This is a genomic window from Pseudomonas chlororaphis (assembly GCF_001921865.1).
Lineage (GTDB): Bacteria > Pseudomonadota > Gammaproteobacteria > Pseudomonadales > Pseudomonadaceae > Aquipseudomonas > Aquipseudomonas chlororaphis_D.
Map to the genome: position 1 here is coordinate 25,818 of NZ_MSCT01000009.1, position 24,140 is coordinate 49,957.

At 63.1% G+C, this 24,140-nt stretch carries 18 protein-coding genes; 8 read left to right on the forward strand and 10 right to left on the reverse strand.

Annotation, left to right across the window (positions count from 1 at the left end; translation table 11 throughout):
• The first annotated feature begins 101 nt into the window (after positions 1–101).
• Entirely contained in the window at positions 102–1,115 is a 1,014-nt protein-coding gene (locus tag BTN82_RS10170; RefSeq protein WP_075119395.1) for an AraC family transcriptional regulator, read from the forward strand.
• A 10-nt stretch (positions 1,116–1,125) separates the two neighbouring features.
• Here the strand turns inward: BTN82_RS10170 and BTN82_RS10175 are convergent, their stop codons facing one another.
• From BTN82_RS10175 to BTN82_RS10210, 7 genes are all read right to left on the reverse strand, one after another.
• Complete coding sequence (locus BTN82_RS10175; protein ID WP_075118998.1) at positions 1,126–1,749, reverse strand: HAD family hydrolase; 624 nt, start codon at positions 1,747–1,749, stop codon at positions 1,126–1,128.
• 609 nt (positions 1,750–2,358) lie between these two features.
• On the reverse strand, positions 2,359–2,760 hold the full coding sequence (locus tag BTN82_RS10185) for a type II toxin-antitoxin system HicB family antitoxin (RefSeq protein ID WP_075118999.1): 402 nt from the start codon (positions 2,758–2,760) through the stop codon (positions 2,359–2,361).
• Between the two features lie 234 nt (positions 2,761–2,994).
• On the reverse strand, positions 2,995–3,276 hold the full coding sequence (locus BTN82_RS10190; protein ID WP_075119000.1) for a hypothetical protein: 282 nt from the start codon (positions 3,274–3,276) through the stop codon (positions 2,995–2,997).
• A gap of 560 nt (positions 3,277–3,836) precedes the next feature.
• Positions 3,837–7,541: an SIR2 family protein gene (locus BTN82_RS10195; protein WP_261792947.1), complete on the reverse strand. Its 3,705-nt coding sequence runs from the start codon at positions 7,539–7,541 to the stop codon at positions 3,837–3,839.
• A 241-nt stretch (positions 7,542–7,782) separates the two neighbouring features.
• Positions 7,783–8,433: a hypothetical protein gene (locus BTN82_RS10200; protein WP_075119002.1), complete on the reverse strand. Its 651-nt coding sequence runs from the start codon at positions 8,431–8,433 to the stop codon at positions 7,783–7,785.
• A 121-nt stretch (positions 8,434–8,554) separates the two neighbouring features.
• On the reverse strand, positions 8,555–10,327 hold the full coding sequence (locus tag BTN82_RS10205; protein ID WP_075119003.1) for an acyl-CoA dehydrogenase C-terminal domain-containing protein: 1,773 nt from the start codon (positions 10,325–10,327) through the stop codon (positions 8,555–8,557).
• A 73-nt stretch (positions 10,328–10,400) separates the two neighbouring features.
• Positions 10,401–12,023, reverse strand: coding sequence for an acyl-CoA synthetase (locus BTN82_RS10210; protein ID WP_075119004.1), 1,623 nt, complete (start codon positions 12,021–12,023; stop codon positions 10,401–10,403).
• Positions 12,024–12,203: 180 nt separating this feature from the next.
• Between BTN82_RS10210 and BTN82_RS10215 the strand changes: the two genes are divergently transcribed.
• From BTN82_RS10215 to BTN82_RS10250, 7 genes are all read left to right on the forward strand, one after another.
• The gene (locus tag BTN82_RS10215) at positions 12,204–14,093 is read left to right on the forward strand and encodes a PAS domain S-box protein (protein WP_075119005.1); all 1,890 of its coding nucleotides are present in this window, start codon (positions 12,204–12,206) and stop codon (positions 14,091–14,093) included.
• Positions 14,090–14,725 carry a response regulator transcription factor gene (locus tag BTN82_RS10220; protein ID WP_075119006.1) on the forward strand — a complete coding sequence of 212 codons (636 nt, stop codon included), beginning with the start codon at positions 14,090–14,092 and terminating at the stop codon, positions 14,723–14,725. The genes BTN82_RS10215 and BTN82_RS10220 overlap by 4 nt, the downstream gene beginning before the upstream one ends.
• A 91-nt stretch (positions 14,726–14,816) precedes the next feature.
• Positions 14,817–15,569 (forward strand): hypothetical protein, encoded by a 753-nt coding sequence (locus BTN82_RS10225; RefSeq protein ID WP_075119007.1) that lies wholly within the window; start codon positions 14,817–14,819, stop codon positions 15,567–15,569.
• Between the two features lie 784 nt (positions 15,570–16,353).
• Positions 16,354–17,022: an ABC transporter ATP-binding protein gene (locus BTN82_RS10235; RefSeq protein ID WP_075119008.1), complete on the forward strand. Its 669-nt coding sequence runs from the start codon at positions 16,354–16,356 to the stop codon at positions 17,020–17,022.
• The gene (locus tag BTN82_RS10240) at positions 16,991–19,504 is read left to right on the forward strand and encodes an FtsX-like permease family protein (protein WP_410002798.1); all 2,514 of its coding nucleotides are present in this window, start codon (positions 16,991–16,993) and stop codon (positions 19,502–19,504) included. The genes BTN82_RS10235 and BTN82_RS10240 overlap by 32 nt, the downstream gene beginning before the upstream one ends.
• Entirely contained in the window at positions 19,494–20,570 is a 1,077-nt protein-coding gene (locus BTN82_RS10245) for a lipocalin-like domain-containing protein (RefSeq protein WP_075119009.1), read from the forward strand. Before BTN82_RS10240 ends, BTN82_RS10245 begins: the two co-directional genes overlap by 11 nt.
• A gap of 105 nt (positions 20,571–20,675) precedes the next feature.
• On the forward strand, positions 20,676–21,263 hold the full coding sequence (locus BTN82_RS10250) for a hypothetical protein (protein WP_075119010.1): 588 nt from the start codon (positions 20,676–20,678) through the stop codon (positions 21,261–21,263).
• Between the two features lie 421 nt (positions 21,264–21,684).
• On the opposite strand, the gene BTN82_RS10255 is transcribed toward BTN82_RS10250, so the two are convergent.
• The 3 genes from BTN82_RS10255 to BTN82_RS10265 all read right to left on the reverse strand — a co-directional run bounded on the left by BTN82_RS10255 (position 21,685) and on the right by BTN82_RS10265 (position 23,898).
• Positions 21,685–21,975 (reverse strand): addiction module antidote protein, encoded by a 291-nt coding sequence (locus BTN82_RS10255; RefSeq protein ID WP_075119011.1) that lies wholly within the window; start codon positions 21,973–21,975, stop codon positions 21,685–21,687.
• A gap of 2 nt (positions 21,976–21,977) precedes the next feature.
• Positions 21,978–22,271 (reverse strand): type II toxin-antitoxin system RelE/ParE family toxin, encoded by a 294-nt coding sequence (locus BTN82_RS10260; RefSeq protein ID WP_075119012.1) that lies wholly within the window; start codon positions 22,269–22,271, stop codon positions 21,978–21,980.
• A gap of 232 nt (positions 22,272–22,503) precedes the next feature.
• Entirely contained in the window at positions 22,504–23,898 is a 1,395-nt protein-coding gene (locus BTN82_RS10265) for a VOC family protein (protein WP_075119013.1), read from the reverse strand.
• Between the last annotated feature and the right edge of the window lie 242 nt (positions 23,899–24,140).

Genomic DNA, 24,140 nt, shown 5'->3' on the forward strand with positions numbered 1-24,140 from the left:
GGCGTGAGTCTAGTGCTCGCGCCAACCCCGGCCTATGCCGCAAGCGTTCAGCCGCGCTGGCGTTTTTTGCCATGTTCACCGTCACAGAGAGCAGTCATTCGATGCGGGAAAAGGATTCGGTCGCGGTCTACTTCGTGCAGGTCATGGTCCATGCCCTGCGCGACCATCCCGAGCGCCTGGCCGCGGTGCTGGCCGAGGCGGGCATCGACCCGGCCGTGCTCGCCCAGCCCGAGGCGCGGATCCCGGCCAGTGCCTTCGCGGCGCTGTGGCTGATCCAGATCCGCGAGTTGCAGGACGAGTTTTTCCAGCTCGATTCCCACGGCCTGCCGCCGGGGGCGTTCGCCCTGATCTGTCGCGGGCTGATCCAGGAGCCGACCCTGGAAAAAGCCCTGCGCCAATGCCTGGCCAACTTCGGCCTGTTCCTGCGCGACTTTCGCGGCAGCCTCAGCGTGCGCGGCAAACGCGCGGTCCTGCGCCTCGACAGCCAACCCCGCGACGACGCCTGCGGGCGTTATGGCGAAGAGACCTTCCTGGTGCTGATGATCAGCCTGCTGTGCTGGCTCGGCGGGCGGCGCATTCCCATCGACCGCGCCGACTTGCGTTTTCCGCGCCTGGCCCTGAGCGACGATGCGCTGCTCTGGGGGCCGAACCTGACTTTCGGCGCCGAACGCAGCGAAATCGAGTTCGACAGCCGTTTTCTGCGCCTGCCGGTGGTCCAGGACCTGGCGGCGCTCAAGGTGTTCCTGCGCAGCGCGCCGCAGTGGCTGGTGATCCGTTTTCGCAACCAGCATGGCCTGGCGACCCAGCTTTATCAGCGTCTGCGGCGCAGCCATTACAGCCAGTGGCCGACCCTGGAAGCCTTTGCCGACGAGGCCGGGATCAGCCCCAGCACCCTGCGTCGACGCCTGGAGCGCGAGGGCGTGTCGTACCAGGAGATCAAGGACGAAGTGCGCCGCGCCATGGCCGTCGAGCTGCTGCGCCAAAGCCGCTTGAGCATCGGCGAAATCGCCGAGCGCACTGGCTTCCAGGAACCCAGCGCCTTCCACCGCGCGTTCAAGAAGTGGACCGGCGAAAGCCCCGGTCGTTACCGCGCGCGCTTCCAGCCGGTGGCCTGACCGGCCGGGCTCAAACCGCCAACCCCAGCGCCTGCAACTGTCGCCGGGTCTCTGCCCCCGACCGGTGCTGGATCGCGTGCCAGCCCAGGGCCTTGGCGGCGACGATATTCGGCGCGTGATCGTCGATGAACACCAATTCCCCAGGCGCCACATCCGGCAGGTGCGCGCGAATGCGCTCCAGGGTGGTGTGGTAGATCGGTGCCTCCGGTTTGATCTGCCGCTCCTGGCCGGACACCACGATGTCGCGAAAACGCCGCAGGAACGGGTAGTTCTCCCAGGCATAGGGGAAGGTTTCCTGGGACCAGTTGGTCAGCCCGAACAGCGGCATTTGCGACTGGTGCAGGTCTTCCAGCAAGGCCACGCCGTCATCCAGCTGGCCGCGGAGCATCTCCGGCCAGCGTCCGTAATAGGCTTCGATCAGCGGGGTATGTTCCGGGTGTTCGGCGACCAGGCTGCGGGTTGCTTCGGCCAGCGTTCGCCCGGCGTCCTGCTGGGTATTCCAGGCCTGGGTGCAAATGGTCTCGAGGAACCATTGGCGGCGGGTGTCGTCGGGGATCAGTTGGCGGTACAGGTGGTGCGGGTTCCAGTCGAATAGCACGCCACCGAAGTCGAAAACTACAGCGCGGATGGTCATTGGCACGTCCTTATGAATGGTTGTGGATCGGGGCGTTATCCTGCGACGTCATACGGAGCAATGCAATTTGCTGGCGTATCGACAGATGCGGGAAGGGTGCTGGTGGCTATGTAGGAGCGAAGCTTGCTCGCGATGGCGTTCGTTCTGGCACCGCATTTTTTGGATGGTGTACCTATCCGTCGTTGCGGTCACTGGCGATTACGCGGTGGGCTTCTGTAGGAGCGCAGCTTGCTCGCGATAGCGTCGGTTCTGACACCGCATTTTCTGGACGGTGTACACATCCATTCCTGCGGTCACGGCAGCTTATGGTTCCGCCCTGACGGCGGGTCACTTTGGAAAAGCCCCAAAGTAACCAAAGGGCTCTTGCCCCTCCACTCGGTGCCTCGCCTAGGCTCGGCATGCCCTCTCTCCGGCATTGATCCGTGGGCCGCCGCAAGGGGCCATCCCTGGCCCCGTGCGGCTAACCCGGCGTCCTGCCGGGTTACCCACGGCTCAATGCCTGCGTTCGGCCATCGTGGTTAACGGGGCGCTCAGATCAAAATCAAAAGCAGACGGCGGCCTTCCGGCCGGCCTGGGGTTTGGGGTTGTGTGTAGGGTGCTTTTAGGTTTTTAACGCCCCAGCTTTTCCATCGCTGCATCCGCCAGAAAAGACGACCGGCTCTTAATGTTGTGCTCTCGGACAAAGCGGTCGATTCGTTGAATCACGTAACCCGGCAAGGTCACGTTGACCTTCTCGGTCTTGCCCAGGTAAGGCGTGATATCGATATCCAGCATGCCCCAGCCCATGCCCGCGAAATCGGGGTTGGCGCGGTGGGTGTGGGTGGCAGAGGGCAGGGGAATGGCTTGTCCTGCGCGGGCCAGTTCTTCGAGCATGATGTGGGCGATTTCGATGGCGGCGCCATACGTGGCCTCGAAGGTGTCGCCGGCGGTTATCGCGCCAGGAATGTCCGGAATCTGAATGCCGGTAGCGGTGCGCTCGTCGCCCCACTCGATGCAGATGGGATAGTGCACGGGGATCTCCTCAAAAGGTGCGAAGGCTGAGTCGGCGGCCTGGAGTTGACGCTCCCTGTAGCCGCTGCCGAAGAATGAGGCTGCGATCGGGTTGGGCGGCATTCCGACGAAGTGCCCGCCAAACCTGGCGACGCGGTGTAGCAGGTAAATCCGGGAAGCAGTATTTGCGTCTGCTGCGCAGCCGATCGCAGCCTTCGGCAGCGGCTACAAACAGCCTCTCAGGCTCAATAGTGCTCAGCGCTCCTGCGCCGCACGCCACTGAATCACCTCCAGCACCGCACACCCTTCCCGGGTCAGCAGATGCACCCCTCGGGTCACCCGCGTCAGGTCGCAGTCGGAAATATCTTTCAGGTTAAGCGTGGACAGCGTGTCCATCAGATCGCGCACCACGGTGAAACGATGGGCCGCACTGTTGGCCAGATCGCTCAGGGAGGCTTGGGTATCGAGGTAGAAAACCGCTTGATCGGCGTCGTGGGTGTCGACGGCGGTGAAGCGTGAAAGTGGCTGGTCAATCATCGGTGCAGCTCCTGTGCTGAGAGCAATCACCTGTGTTGCCGACGATGAGGAAAATGACCGCTGTACGCGTATGTAACGACCGGAGATCCACCGCGCACAGCCGTCATAACATCCTGTCGCGGGCACCCGATAGGCGACTGCAAAGGTGTTGTGGACGCTGATGCTGCGTTGTAATTCGACCGGCCAAGGTCGTTCGCGAATTTTGCTGCGAGGGCGAACTATAGGAGTGGCGCTTGAGCGCCGCAACCGTGCATGGGTGGAGATGTTTGAGTGGTTGTGTCATGGGACCGACGAAAACTACGGCAGATATGTAACTGCTCTGAGCTGGCTATCCGTTTGCATGGGAGCTATCCAATCTGAGCTTGGGGGACTTCTGCACGAAGTGACCGAAACAAGGCTTTGGGACTCGCCCGATGGGCAGTTTGTTAATGCTATCGATGTGTTGACGGCAAGCCCCTTTGGAGGCCGACTGATTACTTCCGGAGCAGAGTTCAAGTCGTAGCTACTGCCAGTCAAGGCGCTCTGCTTCGAATTGAATTTTCGACTTGGAAGACCAAGATTTAGCTTCGCTCAACAAGATCGACAAGGCGTAAATAACGCGAATCTGATTTCAGGTCAGGCTGGGTTTCAGCGATCAGACCTAGCACCTTCGGCAACTCGTACGGAGGGCGTGTGAGAGTCTGGGGTGTAACTCTGTTGATTAAGTCCAGCGTTGTTTCAGGAAACAAAACGGTGATTGGCTTTTCATCGTTTAAATCTCGAGTGAACCGGTAGAACGGATGATCATTTGTCTCCACCGCCACCAAGAATTTCTTTACTGCTTCGTAAACAGCGGGAAAGCTATCGCCAGTGTCATCAAGCATGCCTATCCAAGCTCTCATCGATTTTGAAGTTCTGTATCGGCGTTCTCTCGGCCAGTCTTTGTTGATTAAAGGAATGACGTGCTCAATCCAGCCGTTCTTGTTTTTCTGTCCAACTTGACCCAGCCACCAGATGAACCGATTTCGAGTGTCATCGGACATAGCTCGAAAGACCGAACGCAGTTCTCCTTGGGAGAGCCCGCTAGGCTCATTTGTGTGAAATATGCGCATGTAGCCTAGCCATTCGGCAGCTCCGATTGAAAGATCTCGGTCCCATGAAAATCCTTCGACCCACGGGAATAGGTTGAGCAGGAGCGGTTTGATGATCTCTCGCAACGATCGTCGTGGCACTTGATTACTATAAAGAAATCCGTTCCATGCAGGTTCTGACGCTGGATGTTCGAATGCCAACATTGGAACAAATCGCTCCTCAGCCCAGACCGGATCTATAAACATGAGCCAGTTCAGCATCTTGCTTGCTATTGATACGACATGATCGGAACCTTCACCGCGTGCAGCTAAGAGGCGTTCGATTCGAGACTTGATATGGTCTGGAATTAGTGAGCCGGCGACCTCCTGCCTCTCTCTGGGCACCGCGCCTAAAAGGCCCTTAGCACACATGCCGATCGGGCTATTGATTGCATGGCCATACGTGCGCAAGGACTGTTCAATCACTTTTCCGCCTTGGTGGGTTTTACCAAGACCACTCTTCACTGCCTCTGCTCCACCGCTCAAGATGCCCTCGACGATATGGTCGTAGACCGCCCAACCGAGATCAGCATCAAACTCAAGGATTGCCACCAGATGCTGTTGGAGCCATTGGCCCAAGGTGTGGTTCAGTTGGGCGATAACTGCATGCGGGAGCCGCGCTACTCGGTTCAGGAATACCCGTCTCAGCCTGGCTGTGGTGTCTGCAGGAAACTCATTGATCATGGACGACCAGAACGCCTCTGGGTAGTCGCCAGCCTTACCTGCAATCGTCAGAGCAGACAATGCCTTTCGCGGATTGACTTTCACCAAACCAGTAAAGGGGCGCTTCTCGGTGAAGCTGCCAAAGTCACGCTTCAGCTCTTCCTTTGCCCTGGAAACCACCTCGTTTACGGGAAGATCCAAGACTGCATCTGGTTTCTCGTCCGTATCGACCCAGCCAGTATGAGAGCCGTGCTTGATGACCGTCGAAGTCGCCCAAGCATCGCTCCAATCAAGAATACCTCCGATCATCTCGGCAAGCCGTTCACTGCGAGCGGTTGTAAGTTCACAACCCTGTAGTTCGAGATATCGAGCATATCTTGCGGCGAACTCATCCCGCAGGCCATGGAACTTTTCGTCAGGCCAGTGAGTACGCTGGTCGGGACCCGTCAAGATACGGTCGATAAGTTGATTCCGGCTCGCCTGAGAGAACTCTTTCCATCGGTCAACCAGTAGGAAAAGAAGCTCTCGGGCCACATCAATATCCCAGAATGCCTCCTGATCTAAGAACAAGACTTGCTCGGCAACCGCGTCGGCCTCAAAGATGTCTACTTTGCTGTATGCATAGAGTTTGAGCTTTCGGAAGAAGAACTGCTCCGTTGTGGGCCAAGTCGTTGCATGTGCCTTCGCCAGATCTGGCCATTTGGCAGTCATTTGGTCGAAAAGTTGAACAAACCAAACCATGGCCTCCGCGGCTTCCGTGATGTGATTTTTCCCGTCGACCTCGCGTTCCGGATAGCAGGTAGGTGCACGGAAGTAGATGGTCTCGATATCCCCCAATAGCCCTGAGGCGACAGTAAGCTGCTCCTGCAGGATGCCAAATATCTTTGGTAGTAGGTCGTCGGGGATATCTAAATTTTCGTTGTGCTTATCAAGGAACATGACTTCGCACTGACCGAGATCGTTGAGATGAATATCCTCCCAGGATGCCAGTGGAGGCCTGCACTGCCTCAAGCCAAACGGTCGCTTGATCTCTAATCGCGGAGTCGTAACCTTCCGGAACTCTCTTAGGACACTAGCCGTCCATCCTTCTGCATTGATCCGTTTCTTCAAGTCAAACCATTCGCCATTCCACTGATGATTACGAGGATCTCGATGGTGTTCGAGGATGAGATTCCAGATATGACGAGCTCGTTCATTGAGAGCCTTTGAATGCTCCACTTGCCACTCGAGCTGTTGCAGAAGTCGCGGATGCAGACCGTTCTGACGAATGGTCCACCAGGCCAGCACAGGGCTTTCGATGGCCTTGCTGATCCAGGTGATAAGGTGAGCAAGCCTTATTGGCGTTGCCTCAAAACCTTCTGCTTGGCGCCCACCGAGTCGATGAAGCTCATGTGGATTGTCGTCTTCGTCCCGCCAAACTAATAGATTGTCGTTGCTTACACCCTGCTTGCGATCTTCATCAGAGATATCGCTCAGATCGTCATCAAGTCCGTAAGCGACCAACGGGTCAAAGGTCTCTGCATCAACGCCATAGTCACGAACTGGTTCAGCTGATCGCACATAAGCATCCATTACACATACCCATTCAGGATGCGGAGTTGGATCAGCCTCCGAGAATAATCTAGCGCCCTGTACCGTGCGAAGGACATGAGCAACTTGGCCGCGCACATGAGGGGCAAGGACTTTCGGATCCTGTTGGGATTGAGAGATCACGGATGCACGCCATCTACGAGGATCATCGGCTCGCTCTGCCCAAGCTTCCATACTCGTCCACAAGTCCGAGTGATCGGAATAGGCTATTGCTGTAACCCCTCGGTCACGCCATTTGGCTTCGATGTCCTCGGGAAGCCCACGGTCAAAGGCATAGAGTCGAGATCGATCATACTCGCCGTCATGGTTAAGGCCCTGAAGAAGATATTTGACGGGAGGGTCTTCTGCCTGATAGCCGACTAAAACGACGGTATGTCGTTCGAGGAGGTGTCTGATGAAGTTGGTAGCCCATCCTTCTGAGAGGTATGCACGTCCAAAGTCTGCGCTGCTAAGCACGTAGGGATGAGTTTCAGAGGTTGCCTCCACCAGTCGCCCGTGAAGATACGTGATCCCCTCTATCTTCGATCCGAAGTTTAGATCGGGAAACGCAGGCGGCACATGCCAGACCAGATGCCCTCCCACATGCCCGACCTCGAACAATCGGTCGAAGTTCGTCGTGACAATCTGTGGTACGCCGCTCTGACTCGAAGAAATCCGCTTAATTAGATCGTGTTCACGTCCAACATCTTTGATTTGTAGAGGAGCACTTAGCCGCTCCGTGACCAGAGCGTTAACTTCATCCTTACCGTATTCAAGGTGGAGGAGGTTGAAGATTTGGTCGAGTGGGACATTCGCAGCAGATTGATCATCCAGCCATGGCCGAAACGCGGCCATAATTTCTGAATCGGCTGGCGGGTCAAAAAACTCAATGACGTGCCGAGTAAGACCGACGAAAGTAGGCATTCCAGATGGTAACGAAACTCCGGCACCACACAGAAATACGACGCGGCCAGCGTCACAGCGCTCCAGGAGGATATCTGGTATCGAAGGGCCATCGGGATGGAATCTCATACGCTCAATTCATCAATGCTGTTAAAGGTTGTCATACCTGAGCGGCGAATATGCTTCGACGGTAGGACTACAGATACCAAGTCGCACAGTATAGGCGTGCATCGACAGTGACTACGGTCTCAATCCCCACCCATCAATCAACAATCACCCGCTCCCCCGGATCATCCCCCAAACACACCGTCAACTGCTGCCCAGCCTCGTTAAACGCGCAATGAGGCAAAGCCCGCTCCTTGATAAAACTCAACGCCGGCAGGATAAACACGCCAGCCAAAATCAGCGCCCCCACAGTCCGCAAGAACAACACATCCGCGCTGCTGGCGACGGGCCGGGGTTTGAGGCGGCCGCGGCGATACCAGTACGCCGCGCTAGCGACAAAGCCGCCGCCGATCGCCATGGCGTAGTCCAGCTCCCAGGCCTGGGGGCTGAAGATCAGGTTGCCGTCGGCGTCGTCCGGGTAGTTGAGTCGCCACCAGGCGCCCAGCAGCAGCGGCACCAGGCCGGCGATGAGCCAGGCGAGGCGGGCGTCGGGCAGGCGGGTGAGCAGGGCGAGGGTCAGGCCGAGGGCGCAGGCGAGCCATAGGCCGAGGAACAGCTGGAAGCCCATGGCGCCGCCGAACAGGGTGCCGCTTACGTCTCGGGGGATGACCAGTTGCAGGTCGGCGAAGACCATCAGGGACAGCGGGGCTGCTATGGCGATCCAGCTCAACAGGCGGTTGAGCCATGACCACAGGGTAAACAGGCGGCGTACAAGAGGGTTCGGCAAAGCGGGAGCGGGCGCCAACACGTTTCTTCCTTGGGTGGTGTTCGGGGGCGCGAAGTATGCAAGGCCGCCGCCGGTTTTGCATCAGTTGCCGTGCCACTGTCCTGCAGGGCCGGGCAGGGCGCGAACGCCCCGCCCGCTGGGGTTAGAACTGCTCCGCTTCGAGGCCGAACAGTGAGGCGCTGCCGGCGCGGATGCTCTGTTCCAGGCTGAGGATGCGCGGCAGCAGGCGGCTGAAGTAGAAGCGCGCGGTGGCCAGTTTGGCGCCGTAGAAGTGGTCGTCTTCGCCGCGCTTGTGCTCGGCCACTTGGGCCATGCGCGCCCAGAGGTAGGCGTAGGCCACGTAGCCGAACAGGTGCAGGTAGTCGACGCAGGCGCTGCCCACGGCGTTGGGGTTTTGCACTGCCTGTTCGCGCAGCCAGTCGCTGAGGTCTTCCAGGCGCTGCACCGCGTCCAGCAGTTCGGCGGCGTAGGCGGCGCCGGGCAGGTAGGCGTAGTCGCGGATCTCGCCGGTGAACAGGCGCAGGGCCACGCCGCCGTTGCCCACCACTTTGCGGCCCAGCAGGTCGAGGGCCTGGATGCCGTTGGTGCCTTCGTAGATCTGCGCGATGCGCACGTCGCGCACCAGCTGCTCCTGGCCCCATTCGCGAATATAGCCGTGGCCGCCGAACACCTGCTGGCCGAGCACGCAACTGTCCAGGCCGGTGTCGGTGAAGAAGGCCTTGGCCACCGGGGTCAGCAGCGCCACCAGGGCTTCGGCGTTGTGCCGCTCATGGGGTTGGTCGGCGAACTTGGCCAGGTCCAGCTGCTGGCCGACGTAGCTGGCAAAGGCGCGGCCGCCCTCGGTCATGGCTTTCATGGAGAGCAGCATGCGCCGCACGTCGGGGTGATGGATGATCGGGTCGGCGATCTTGTCCTTGGCCACCGGGCCTGCGGGCGAGCGGCTCTGCAGGCGTTCGCGGGCATAGGTGCGAGCGTTCTGGTAGGAGTTCTCGGCGCAGCCGATGCCCTGGATGCCGATGGACAGGCGCTCGTAGTTCATCATGGTGAACATCGCCGCCAGGCCCTTGTTGGCCTCGCCGATCAGCCAGCCGCGGGCGCCGTCGAAGTTCAGCACGCAGGTGGCCGAGGCCTTGATCCCCATCTTGTGCTCGATGGAACCACAGCTCACCGCGTTGGCTTCGCCGAGGGCGCCGTTGGCGTCGACCTGGATCTTCGGCACCAGGAACAGCGAGATGCCCTTGGGCCCGGCCGGGGCGTCCGGCAGCTTGGCCAGCACCAGGTGGATGATGTTTTCGGTCAGGTCCTGCTCGCCGCCGGTGATGAAAATCTTGCTGCCGCTGATCCGGTAGCTGCCGTCGGCCTGGGGTTCGGCGCGGGTGCGGATGATGCCCAGGTCGGTGCCGGCGTGGGCTTCGGTCAGGCACATGGACCCGGCCCATCGGCCTTCGTACATGGGCGGCAGGTACAGCGCCTTGAGCGCTTCGCTGGCGTGGGCGTCGATGGCCAGGCAGGCGCCGGAGCTCAGGGCCGAATACAGGGCGAAGCTGGAATTGGCGGCGTAGAGCATCTCTTCGAACTGCACCGCGAGCATCTTCGGCATGCCCATGCCGCCGTAGGCCGGGTTGCCGCTCAAACCCACCCAGCCGCCTTGGATATAGGTGGCGTAGGCCTCCTTGAAACCGGCCGGGGTACGCACCTGGCCGTTGTGCCAGGTAGCGCCTTCCTCGTCGCCGCTGCGGTTGAGCGGGGCGATCAGCTGGCCGGTGACCTTGGCCGCCTCTTCGAGAATCGCATCGGCGGTATCGGCATCCACCGTCTCGGCCAGGGCCGGCAACCGCGCCCAAAGCCTGGGCGCGTTGAACACCTCATGCAGAACGAAGCGCATGTCGCGCAGGGGAGCGTTGAATTCGGGCATCGCAAAAACCTCGTGTGAATCAAAAAGGTCGAACCGGCATTGAGGGCACGGACTGGGCGGTTATCTATTCAGGCTAGAGATTTTTCGCCATGTCGCGCAGGACGAATTTCTGGATCTTGCCGGTGGAGGTCTTGGGCAACTGGCTGAACACCACGGTGCGCGGCACCTTGAAGCCCGCCAGGTGCTCGCGGCAGAAGGCAATGATCTCGGCCTCGCGCACCTGCTGGTGGTCGGCCTTGAGGGTGATGAAGGCGCAAGGGGTCTCGCCCCATTTCTCGTCGGGCCGGGCCACCACTGCCGCCTCCAGCACCGCCGGGTGGCGATAGAGCACGCCTTCCAGCTCGATGGTGGAGATGTTCTCGCCGCCGGAAATGATGATGTCCTTGAGCCGGTCGCGGATCTCCACGTAACCGTCCGGGTGGGTCACCCCCAGGTCGCCGGTGTGGAACCAGCCGCCCTCGAAGGCTTCGGCGGTGGCGTTGGGGTTCTTCAGGTAGCCCTTCATCACCGTGTTGCCGCGCATGAAGATCTCGCCGATGGTCTGGCCGTCGCGCGGCGTGGGTTCGAGGGTTTTCGGGTCGGCCACCATCACCCCTTCCAGGGTCGGGTAACGCACGCCCTGGCGCGACTTGATCTGCGCCCGCTGCTCCAGCGGCAACTGGTCCCAGGCAGCGTGCCAGGCGCACAGGGTCACCGGCCCGTAGACCTCGGTGAGGCCGTAGACGTGGGTCACCTTGATGCCCATTTCTTCCACCGCGCCGATCACCTTGGCCGGCGGCGCCGCCCCGGCGACCATCGCGCTTACCGGGTGGTCGATGGCGGCCTTGGCCGAGTCCGGCATGTTCACCAGGGCGTTGAGCACGATGGGCGCGCCGCACAGGTGCGTAACCTGATGCTCGCGGATCAGGTTGAGGATCTTCTGCGGGTCGACCCGGCGCAAAAACACATGGACCCCGGCAAGGGCGGTGACGGTCCAGGGGTAGCACCAGCCGTTGCAGTGGAACATCGGCAGGGTCCACAGGTACACCGGGTGGTTGCCCATGGCCCAGGTCATCTGGTTGCCCAGGGCGTTGAGGTAGGCGCCGCGGTGGTGATAGACCACGCCCTTGGGGTTGCCGGTGGTGCCCGAGGTGTAGTTCAGGGCGATGGCCTGCCACTCGTCGTCCGGCCAGTGCCAGGCGAACTCCGGGTCGCCCTCGGCGAGGAAGGCCTCGTAGTCCAGGTCGCTGACCGGCTGGCCCTCACCGTACTCGGGGTCGTCGAGGTCGATCACCAGCGGCGGGTGTTCGAGCATGGCCACGGCGGCGTGGATCACCTCATGGAACTCGCGGTCGGCGATCAGCACCTTGGCTTCGCCGTGGGCCAGCATGAAGGCGATGGCTTCGGCGTCCAGGCGCACGTTGAGGGCGTTGAGCACGGCGCCGATCATCGGCACGCCGAAGTGCGCTTCGAGCATCGCCGGGATGTTCGGCAGCATCACCGCCACCGTGTCGTTCTTGCCGATCCCGCGGCCGGCCAGGGCCGAGGCCAGGCGCCGGCAGCGGCTGTAGGTCTGGGCCCAGGTGCGGCGGATCGAACCGTGGATCACCGCCGGGTAATCGGGGTAAACCGCGGCGGTGCGCTCGATGAAGCTCAAGGGCGAGAGGGCGATATGGTTGACGGCAGTCGGCGCGAGGCCTTGCTCGTAGATGGACATGGTTCGGGTACCCGGTGGCTGATTGTTAGCTCTATTGGCCGAGCCTGCGTGCAGACGCTCGGTGACTTATCCGAGGGCTTTTATATACTGTCTGCCGGTTGATATGGAAGTACTACCTGAGTTGTATGGTATTTCTACTATATTAATAATGCGCTGATCCAACCCGCAGGTTTACCGACGATGCCTACCTCCACCCACTTGAGCCATTGGCTGCAATTGCAGCGCGAAGGCCGGCTGCCGGATTCGCCCTGGCTCGGCCACGACCCGCGGCCCTGTGTGCTGCTGGACGCCGAGGCGCGGCCGCTGGACCTCAACCCGGCGCTGCGGCAATGGCTGGATGACGCGGCCCAGGGCGACGTCGCGGTCTTGCTGCCGGTCAATGCCCCGGCCCTGGTCCGGGCCTGCCTGGGGCAGCAGCGGGCCATCGAGCAGGTCGAGGCGCAGTGGGGCGAGCGGGTGTTGCTCTGGACCTTTATCCCCGACCCGCACAGGCAGCGGGTGTTGGCCCGCGGCCAGGAAGCCACGGCGCAGATCCTCGCCGAGCGCGAGTCGGCCAAGGCCCGGCGCCTGTACCGGTTGATCACCGAAAACACCACCGACCTGATTTCCCGGCACACCCCGGACGGCACCTTCCTCGACGCCTCGCCGGCCTCCTGGACCCTGCTCGGCTACTGGCCCGAAGCGTTGCGTGGGCTGCTGGCCCGCAGCCTGTTCCACAGCCAGGACCTGGCCGGGCTGACGCAGCGCGCCCGCGACGCCCTGGAGCAGGACGGCTACCACACCATGACCTTCCGCATCCGCCATCGCGACGGCCATTACCTGTGGTTCGAGACCGCCTGCCGGGCGATCCGCGACACCTACACCGGGACGGTGGTGGAAGTGGTGGCGGTCTCGCGGGACATCACCTCGCGGGTCCAGGCCGAAGAGAACAAGCGGCGCCTGGCGGAAGTGGTGGAAGCCAACCCCGACCCGGTGCTGTTTATCCAGCCCGGCGGCGCGGTGACCTACCTCAACCCGGCGGCCCGGCGCACCCTGGAGCTAGAGGCCGGGCAGGCGATGCCGGAGCTGGCGGCGATCCTCACCGAAGAGGTGCTACACAGTCTGCAACGCGAAGGCTGGGAACGGGCCGAACGCAACGGCCGCTGGAGCATCGAGGCGCGCCTGCAACCGCCTGGCGGCGGCGCTTCGGTGCCGGTGTCGCTGATGCTCCTGGCTCACCGCGCGGCCAGCGGCGAGCGCTTCTATTCCCTGGTGGCCCACGACCAGAGCGAACGGGAATTGCGCGAAGCCCAGCAGCGCCATCACCAGGACGAACTGGCCCACACCGCGCGCCTGGTGACCCTGGGCGAGCTGGCCTCGGGCATCGCCCACGAGATCAATCAACCGCTGGCGGCGGTGGTCAATTACGCCAACGCCAGCCAGCGTTATTTGCAGAATCTCGAGACCCAGCCCCAGGCCGCGCAAAAGGTCGCCCGGGGCCTGGAGCGGATCGCCGAGCAGGCCACTCACGCCGCCGAAGTGATCAAGCGCCTGCGGGCTTTTTTGCGCAAGGGCGGGCGCCGGGTGCAGGCCCTGGACATCGCCGAGGTGGCTCGGGAAACCGTGCGCCTGTGTGCCTGGGAGGCCCAGGCTTGCCAGGTGACGATCGAGTTGCGCCTGGCGGATAATCTGCCGCCGGTGTACGCCGACCGGGTGTTGCTGGAGCAGGTGCTGTTGAACCTGTTGCGCAACGCCATCGAGGCCAATCGCGAGGTGCATCCGCAGCAGGGCTCGCAGATTGTCCTGGGTACTGAAGCGGCCGCCGAGGGCGGGGTTCGGGTCAGCGTCAGCGACCAGGGCCCAGGAGTCTCTGTCGAGCAACTGGCGCAGCTGTTCACCCCGTTCTACACCAGCAAGGCCAACGGCCTGGGGCTTGGCTTGTCCATGAGCCGCAGCATCGTCGAAGGCTTCGGCGGCGACTTGCAGGCGCACCCCCAGAGCCATGGCTTGACGATGTGCTGCCACTTGCCGGCCACGGCCCCGGCGGACCCCGATTCACCCTCCCACCCGACAACAGGAGCAAGACCATGACGAGTGCGACGCAGCAGCTGGTGTACGTGGTCGACGACGACCCGGGCATGCTCGATTCCACCGTCTGGCTGCTGGAATCGGTGGGCCTCAAGGCCATGCCCTTCACCAGCGGCCGGGCGTTTCTCGAACACTGCGACCCCAGCCTGGATGCCTGCGTGCTGCTGGACGTACGCATGCCCGGCATGGGCGGGCTGAACGTGCAGGAAGAGCTGCGCCAGCGCGATATTCACTTGCCGTTGATTTTCGTCAGCGGCCATGCCGACGTGCCCATCGTGGTGCGGGCGTTCAAGGCCGGGGCGGTGGATTTCATCGAGAAGCCCTACAACGAACAGCTGCTGCTGGACAGCGTGCAGCAGGCCCTGAGCCGCGCCGACGACCGTCACAGCCGCAACGCCGGGCAGGCCAAGGTCGAAGCGCGGTTGGAGAGCCTTACGCCGCGGGAGAGGGATGTATTGCTGCCGCTGGTGCAGGGCTACAGCAATCGCGAGATCGCCGAGCAACTGGGGGTCAGCGTCAAGACCATCGACCTGTACCGCTCGCGGGTGATGAAGCGCATGCAGGCCGAGCACCTGCCGGAGCTGGTGGGCATGGCCATCGCTGCTGGCCTGGTGGACCCGTTACAATTGCGCTGAGGCTGGGCCGCGCACTTTTTGCGTTTTTACGGCTCTATTCATGGCCAGGCCGCGCCGATTCCCCGCGCGGCCAGAGTCCAGAACGGTGCCGATGGTTTATCCGCGTCCTGATGTTTTCTACCTTCGCGCGTTGCGCTCGCCGCTGTGGCTGGCCGCGGTCTTGATGGCCTGCGCCAGCGGCTGCAGCCAGCAGCAGGGGCGCGACATGGTCCACCAGTTCAGCCATGGCAAACCCCAGGAATTCTTCCAGACCAGCGTCGACCGTATGGCCACCCTGAGCATGCGCGACAATCTGCAAAGCCTTTACCTGCTGATGAACAAGCTCTACCTGCGCAACCCCAACCAATGGCGCGAGTGGGGCTACCCCGACGCCACCAGTGCCGTGCGGGACATCCGCCAGGCCATCGAGCAGCAGAAAGCCTTGCCGGCGTTGGGCAACCGCCGCGACCTCGCCGCGTTGAGTTACGCCCTGAGCCCGGAGTTTCGCGGCGACCGGGTCGGCGCCTTCATCTACGCCATCGGCAGCATGCTGGTCACCGCCCACGGCGGGCGCACCGAGTTTTTCATGACCGACACCATCGACCCGCGGTTCGTCAGCAACGCGGCGCGCAATATCGAAAAGGCCACCTGGATGTTGAGCCAGCGCCAGGGCGCCAATGGCGAGTTGCTGCTGTTTTCCAACGAGATTTCGGAGGAGGGCAGCAACCTGAGTTTTGCCGTGGAGTTCGGCAAGATTGTGGCTCGGTTGGATTTGTTGACGCAGATGCTTGACGAGCGTTACCGGCGGATTGGCTTGAACTATGCGCAGAGTTTGCTGCTGATGAATTTTTTGCCGGTGCAGTAGGAGTAGGCCTTCGACGCTGGATTTTTGCACGGTGTGCCTATCTGTTGCTGCGGTCACTGGCGATGACGCGGTGGGCTTCTGTAGGAGCGCAGCTTGCTCGCGATGGTGTCGGTTCTGGCGCTGCATTTTCTGGATGGGGTACATATCCATTTCTGCGGTCACGGCAGCTTATGGTTCCGCTCTTACAGCGGGTCACTTTGGAAAAGCGCCAAAGTAACCAAAACGCTCTTGCCCCTCCACTCGGTGCCTCGCCTAGGCTCGGCATGCCCTCTCTCCGGCATTGATCCGTGGGCCGCCGCAAGGGGCCATCCCTGGCCCCGTGCGGCTAACCCGGCGTCCTGCCGGGTTGCCCACGGCTCAATGCCTGCGTTCGGCCATCGTGGTTAACGGGGCGCTGAGATCAAAATCAAAAGCCAGACGGCGGCCTACCGGCCGGCCTGAAGCTGGATGCGGTTCCTGTAGCCGCTGCCGAGCCTGCGAGGCTGCGTACGAGGCCGAAGGACTCGCCAAACCTGCCCACACGGTTTATCAGGGGTAACGTAGAGCCTGGTTTTGCGACTGCTTCGCAGCCGTACGCAGGCTCGGCAGCGGCTACGGGACGTATTCCAGGCGGATTGCCAGGGGGGTACAGACCGGCGGCCGCCAGCTTGATCATGACCTCCAGTACCTCACAGCGCTAAGATCGGGTTATTCAGAGGCGGTCTTGTTGCCTCAAAGCTTCCAGCCGCCCCCTCTGCAACCCACACTATCCTTGCCCCCCATCTCCAGCTGGAAACCCCCGCCCATGCTCCAAGCACAAGGCATCTTCAAAACCTACCCCACCCCCCAAGGCCCGCTGCCGGTATTGCAGGGCGTCGACCTGCATCTGGAGCAGGGCTCCAGCCTGGCGTTGATGGGGGAGTCGGGCAGTGGCAAGAGTACCTTGCTGCATTTGATCGCCGGGTTGGACAAGGTCGATCGCGGCAGTATTTGTATTGGTGGGCAGCAGTTGGAGCGGATGAGCGAGCATCAGTTGGCCAATTGGCGGCGGACTGAGGTGGGGTTGGTGTTCCAGCAGTTCAATCTGATCGGCAGCCTGCGGGTGGAGGACAACCTGGGGTTCCAGGCGAAGCTGGCGGGGCGTTTTGATTCGCGCTGGCAGGCGCAGTTGGTGGAGCGGTTGGGGCTGGGGGAGTTGTTGCGGCGTTATCCGGAGCAGTTGTCTGGCGGTCAGCAGCAGCGGGTGGCGCTGGGGCGGGCGTTGGCGGCGAAGCCGCGGTTGTTGTTGGCGGATGAGCCTACGGGCAGCCTCGATGAAGCTACCAGCGATGAGGTGTTGCAGTTGTTGTTGGAGCTGCTGGCGGAAACGCCTACGAGTCTGTTGATGGTCACGCACAGCCAGCGGGTGGCCAGCCGCCTGGGGCGGATTGCGTTGTTGCACGGTGGGCGTCTGGCTGGCGCGGACGGGGGCTGAGGTGCGGGTTTTCTGGCATGGCCTGCGGGCGCTGCTCAGCCATTGGCGGCGGCACCCGGTACAGTTTTTCAGTGTGCTGACCGGGTTGTGGCTGGCCACCAGCCTGTTGACTGGGGTGCAGGCGCTCAACAGTCAGGCGCGAGACAGTTACGCCAAGGCCAGTCAGTTGATCGGCGGCGCGCCCCAGGCCAGCCTGGCCACGGCCAATGGCGCGGCGTTTTCCCAGGACGTGTTTGTCGGCCTGCGTCGGGCCGGCTGGCCGGTGTCGCCGGCGGTGCAGGGCCGGGTGATGCTCAAGGGGCATGAACAGCAGCGTTTGCAATTGCTGGGGATCGAGCCGTTGTCGTTGCCGGCCGGTGCGGCGGTGGCGGGGCAGGTGTTGAATAGCGAGCGTATGGTCGAGTTCGTCAGCCCGCCGGGCAGCACCTGGATCGCCCCGCAGACCCTGGAAGCCCTCGGCTATCGCGAAGGCGATCGGCCGATGACCGCGGGCGGCCAGCAGTTGCCGCCGCTGCACGTCCAGAGCGATATGGCGCCGGGGCTGCTGCTGATGGATATCGGTTTCGCCCAGCCCTTGCTGGGCTTGCCGCAGCAGCTGTCGCGCCTGCTGTTGCCGGCGGATTTCGCCGCCAGCGCGCCGGCCTTGCCCGATGAGTTCAAGGGCCTGCTGGTGCTCAAGCGCGGCGGCGAAGAGAACGATCTGGCGCGCCTGACCGAGAGCTTTCACCTGAACCTCGATGCCCTGGGTTTTCTGTCGTTCCTGGTCGGTCTGTTTATCGTGCATGCCGCTATCGGTCTGGCCCTGGAGCAGCGGCGCGGGTTGCTGCGGACCTTGCGTGCCTGCGGGATTAGCGCGCGGATGTTGATCGCCTGCCTGGGTGTCGAGCTGGGGGCTTTGGCTTTGCTCGGCGGTGTGGCCGGGGTGCTCAGCGGTTACCTGCTGGCCAGCGTGCTGCTGCCGGATGTCGCCGCCAGCTTGCGCGGCTTGTATGGCGCCGAGGTGGCGGGGCAATTGAGCCTGAGCCCCGGGTGGTGGTTGAGCGGCATTGGCCTGGGCTTGCTGGGCGCCTTGCTGGCGGGGGCCAACAGTTTGCTGCGGGCAGCACGCTTGCCGCTGCTGGCGCTGGCCGCTGCCCAGGCCTGGCATCAGGCGTATGCACGGTGGTTGCGACGTCAGGCCTGGGTCGCGAGTGCCTTGGCGCTGTTGGCCGTGGCGGCCTGGATCTGGGGCGACAGCCTAGCCAGCGGTTTTGTGCTGATGGCCGGTTTGCTGCTGGGCGCGGCCCTGGGCTTGCCGGTGTTGCTCAATGGGCTGCTCGGCGTTTTGCTCGGGCGCAGCCGTTCGGTGCTCGGGCAGTGGTTCGTCGCCGATTGCCGGCAGCAGTTGCCGGCCTTGAGCCTGGCGTTGATGGCGCTGCTCTTGGCGCTGGCGGCGAATATCGGCGCGGGGAGCATGACCGCCGGTTTTCGCCAGACCTTCGGCGACTGGCTGGAGCAACGCCTGAGCGCCGAGCTCTACGTCAACCCGCAGACCCCGGCGCAGGCGCGGGAGCTGCAACGCTGGCTGCCCGAGCAGCCGGCTGTTACCGCGGTATTACCCGGTTGGCAGGTGGCGTTGCAACTGCAAGGCTGGCCGGCGGATCTGTACGGCATCATCGACCATGCCAGCTACCGCCAGCACTGGCCGTTGCTCGAAACCCTGGGGGAGCAACCCTGGACCCAACTGGCCGGCGCCGACACCCTGATGCTCAGCGAGCAGACGGCGCGCCGGCTCAAGGTGCGGCTGGGGGATCGCTTGAGTATTCCGGTGCCGGTGGGGCAGTGGGCGCCGCGAGTCGTGGCGATCTACGCCGACTACGGCAACCCAAGGGGCCATCTGCTGGTGAGTGCCGAGCACCTGCTGGCGCACTGGCCGCAGCTGGCGCCCAACCGTTTCAACCTGCGCATCGAGCCGTCCGCCGTGGCGCCGTTGGTCAGTGCCTTGCAGCAGCGCTTTGCCCTCGACGACAGCCGTATCGTCGAGCAGGCCCAGCTCAAGGGCTGGTCCAGCCAGGTCTTCGAGCGCACCTTCGCTGCCACCGCCGTGCTCAACAGCCTGACCCTCGGCGTGGCCGGCGTGGCGTTGTTTATCAGCCTGCTGACCCAGAGCCAGAGCCGCCTCGGCCAGCTCGCGCCGCTGTGGGCGCTGGGGGTGAGCCGGCGCCAGCTGATGCTGCTCAACCTCGGGCAGACCTGGCTGCTGGCGCTGCTGACCTTGATCCTGGCCTTGCCGCTGGGCATCGCCCTGGCCTGGTGCCTGGACACGGTGATCAACGTCCAGGCCTTCGGCTGGCGCCTGCCGTTGCGGGTGTTCCCGTTGCAGCTGCTGCAACTGCTGGCCCTGGCGGTGCTGGCCACCTTGCTGGCATCGGCCTGGCCGTTGCTGCGCTTGTATCGCAGCCAGCCGGCGGATTTGCTCAGGACCTTTGCCCATGAAGATTGATCGGCTGCTTGGCTTGTTGCTGGTGCTGGCCCTGTACGGCTGCGATAAGCCCGACGAAGCGCCGCAAGGTTTCGCCGGCCTGGGCACGGACGCCGCGGCGTTTACCCAGGTGCTGCCGGGCCGGGTGTTCAGCTTCCCCGCCGACCATGGCGCCCACGACGGTTTCCGCATCGAGTGGTGGTACCTCACCGCCGACCTCAAGGCCCGCGACGGCCAGCGTTTCGGCGTGCAGTGGACGCTGTTTCGCAGCGCCTTGCGCGCCGAGCCCGACCGGTCCGGCTGGCAGGCGCCGAACGTCTGGCTGGGCCACGCCGCCGCGACCTCGGCCACAGCCCATCACGCTGCAGAACGTTACGCCCGTGGCGGGGTGGGGCAGGCGGGCGTGAACGCGCAGCCATTCCAGGCCTGGATCGACGACTGGAGCCTGACCAGCCTGTCGCCCACGGCCGACCCTCTGGCGCAGATGCAGTTGCAGGCCAGCGGCCCGGGTTTCGCCTATCGCTTGCAACTGCGCAGCGACCGGCCGCTGGTGCTGCAAGGCGAGGGCGGTTATAGCCGCAAGTCCGAGCAGGGCCAGGCGTCCTATTACTACAGCCAGCCATTTTTCCAGGCGGCGGGCCGTTTGCAGATCGACGGCCAGACCTATGAGGTTAGCGGCCCGGCCTGGCTCGACCGCGAGTGGAGCAGCCAGCCGCTGGCGGCCGGGCAGAGCGGTTGGGACTGGTTCTCCCTGCACCTGGACAGCGGCGAGCGGCTGATGCTGTTCCGCGTGCGGGAAACCGACAAGCCGGCTTACATCACCGGCACCTGGATCGAGCCCGACGGCCGCACGCAGACCCTGCACAAGGACGCTATCCAGCTCACCCCACTGCAAGACGCCCAGGTGGCGGGGCGCACGCTGCCGACGCGCTGGCGTTTGCGCATTCCCGAGCGGGGTCTGGATATCACTGCCGAGGCGCTCAACCCCAAGGCCTGGATGAACCTGCGCATTCCTTATTGGGAAGGGCCGGTGCAATTGAGCGGCAGCCATGCCGGCAGCGGTTATCTGGAAATGACCGGCTACTGAGGCGCGCGGGATAAATCGGCGGCGAGCGCGGCTGGCGTCTATGCTCAATCGGCACCGCGCACCCGATGGGCGCGGATTCTGTTTTCAATCACAAGGATGAGACTTATGACGTCGCTGCACACGCTGACCAAAGCCATTGCCATGGCCACGCTGCTGTCCGCTGGTACCCTCACTGCCCACGCCGCCGACATCCCGTTGTCCGGCACCGTGGAAGCCGACGAACTGGTGACCAAGGTCCTGGCGGTGGATGCGGCCAAGCATCAGGTGGTGCTCGAAGGCGCCGGGGGCAAACCGGTGCACATACAACTCAGTGACCAGGCCAAGGACCTGGGCCACCTGAAAGTCGGGGATGCGGTGAATGTGCGGGTGACCCATGCCGTGGTAGCCGTGCTGGACACCGACGTGAGCAAGGCGCCGCCGGATTCCGGCGAGCGCACCGGGGTGATTCGCGCCACCGCGGACAACCCCAACCCGGGCGGCGAAGCCTATCGCCAGGTGCAGGTGCAACTGAAGATCACTGACATCGACCTGAAGAAAAACCAACTGACCTTCCAGGGTCCGGCCGGCAACAAGAAAGTCCTGGCCGTGGAGAAACCGGAAGTCCAGGCTCGCCTGAAAGACCTCAAGGTCGGCCAGAGCGTGGTGGTGACCTATACCGATGTGTTGCAAGTGACTACCCAGCACGAAAGCTGATGGCGCCAGGGCGCCGGCCGTTGTGGCGGTCGGCGCCCCGGACCCGGGAAAGTCCATGGAGGAGTTGAACGAAAGTGAGCGAAATGAAAAATTTACCGCCTGTTTTGTGTTCAGAATTCTTCAGAATATGTGCACGGACTTTCTTTTGATGTTCGATTAAAATGGTTACCGTTCGCCCGGTGCAAGGGCTCTTTACCGGTGCATGGATTGCCAGGCCAGAGCACTGGGCGAACACCCTCTTCGGGGCTTCCCCCCTGTTTTCAGCATTCCCCCCGCATCTTCGCCCAGGCTATCCGCATCGGCTCGATGCCTGTGTCGAACGGCTGCCAGGGCCTTTGCGCCCGCGACAAACTGTCCGATAAACCCCCTGCGTTTCTGCTTGCCCCGTTCCGGCCGTGCCGTGGATTGTCGACAGCCGCTTTCAGCTTCTGGGCACAGTGGCGCACAGCTGCAGGCCCAGCGCGCGCATGACCTTGACCACCGTATCGAAGCGCGGCTTGGCGCCCGGGGCGAAGGCCTTGTAGAGGCTGGCCCGGCCCTGGCCGGTGGCCTTGGCGATCTGCGTCATGCCCCGGGCCCGGGCGACATGGCCCAGGGCGCGTATCAGTTCGTCGGTATCGCCGTCGGCCAGGACCTGGGACAGGTATTCGCTGATCGCCTGGTCGCTGTCGAGCAGGGTGGCGATGTCGAAGGGAAGCAGGGTGTTGGACATCTTCAAAACTCCTTGGCCAGGACGCGGGCCTGGTCGATATCGGCAGGTTGGGTGGACTTGTCGCCGCCCAACAGCAGGACGATGAGGGTGCGACCGCGAACCGTGAAATAGACGCGGTAGCCGGGCCCCGTGTCCACGCGCATTTGTGAGAGACCGCCGCCAAGGTTTTTCACATCGCCCAGGTTGCCCGCCGAAGCCCGCTCGATACGCCGGGCGATGGCAATTCTGGCGCGCAGGTCCCGTAGCGTGGTGTGCCATCGGGCAAAGACGGTCGTCTGCAGGATCTCGTAATCCATGAGTGACTGTATCCATTAAGAGACAATAAGGGAAGATGTAATAGCCTCCAGGCGACTGACGGCGTGAAGGCATCGATGACAGATAAGCAGGAGGGGAGTGGACGCGGCGGGCTGTTTCGTATCGCTATGTTGTCAATCGCGGGTGTGGAAACACCCTGTGGCGATTGTCGGGCGAAAGGGGCAGGAAAGGGCCGGCATCAGCCGTTTTTGGCTGATGCTGGAGGAGATGAAATCAGAGCGCCGGCAGGCCCAGCGCCGCGGCGCATTCCTGCAGCGAACGCTGCTGGGTGTCGGCGTACAGCTGCAATTCGTCGATGGTCGAGCGCCCCAGGGCCTGCTCGAACGCCCGCCGGTTGGAGTGGCCGGCGTAATGGCTTTGCGCGTCGTCGCCCAGGTTGGACTGGAAAATCCCGGCGGCGCTGACCGGCAGGAAATCCTCGTACACCAGCGGCTCGGCCCGCACATGCCCGGCGCGGATCAGCTCTTCCAGGCGGGTCGGTCGATCCGCCTGCTGGCGCGCGGCCAGGCCCTGGTCGCTGACGAAGTAGCGGAAATACGCCAGGTCCTGTTCGCGCATCGCCTGGTGGTTATCGGGAAAGGCGCGGAAGTGTTCGGCCATCAAGGCGTTGTACGCCTGGGCGTTGGCTTCGCTGGGGAAATCCCCCAGCGCGTCGCGGGCGGCATTCAGCAACTGGTCGTAGAGCGCGCGGCCTTTGGGGGTGAGGGCCGCGCCACGCTGTTCGATCTCGCCGAAGCGCGCGCTGTGGCTGCCGCTGCCGTCGGGCTGGTCGGTGAAGGACACCGCTTCCTCCAGCGCCTTGAAGCTGGTCTGGCGCAACAGGATCGGGCAGTCGCGGCGGGGCGGGCCTTCGATCACCGCCTTGGGCGTGATGCCATGGGCGGGCATTCGTTCCTGCACCTGGTCGATGTCCAGGGTGCGCGGCGTCAGGTGGTTGATGTGCGGCCCCTTGAACGCCACCACGTCGGCGATCAGCCGGTGCTGGGCGCTCAATTGCCGGTACTGGGCGGCGGTGACCGTGGCGCTGTGGTGCCAGCGGAAGGTTTCCAGAGCCTGCTCGACGAATTCGTCGGCGGCGCGGTGGTCGAGGCCGCCCTGGGCCTCGGCCTGCTCGATCAGGGCCAGGGCTCTCGGGGTGAAGATCGCGCGGCGGGCCAGCAGCGTTTCGGCGAACTCACGCAGGGATGGATGATCGATCAGCTCCAGGCGCAGCAGCGAGGTGAAGACCCGGAACGGGCTGATTTGCAGGGCGCTTTCGTGCACCGCGCGAAACGCCGTGGAATGCACCGGCACCCCGGCCGGGGTGAGGTCGTAGTAACCCACTGGCTGCATGCCCATCACCGCGAACAGCCGGCCCAGGGTCGCCAGCTCGGTGGCGGTGCCGACCCGGATGGCGCCATGGCGTTCCAGGTCCAGGCGCTCGATCTCGCCAGTGCTGCGCAGTTGCCGGGCCAGGTGCTCGTCGCTGCCCAGGACCCCGGCATTGACCTCGGCCACCAGCTCCATCAGGGCGCCGTACAGCGGCACCTCTTCGCGGTACATGTCCGACATCGCCCGTGAAAAACGTTGGCGGATCAGGTCTGGGCTGACGAAGCTCTGCTGGCTCATAAACAGGGATTCCCGGCGTAGTGAGATGAATGGAGTGAGGCAAAGACGCTAGCGGCGTTGGCTGGGGCTGATTCTGGTCGGCGCCGGGGGTGCTGACAAACGAAGTTTCTTCCGGACTTCATTCTGCAAATGAATGCAGGCGGAACGTTCGTCGCCCCCTGCCACGCAACGGTTTCCGGGCGGCTGAGCGGTGATGGCTATTTGACGGTGCGCTGATAGACTTCGGGGCACGATCGTATTCG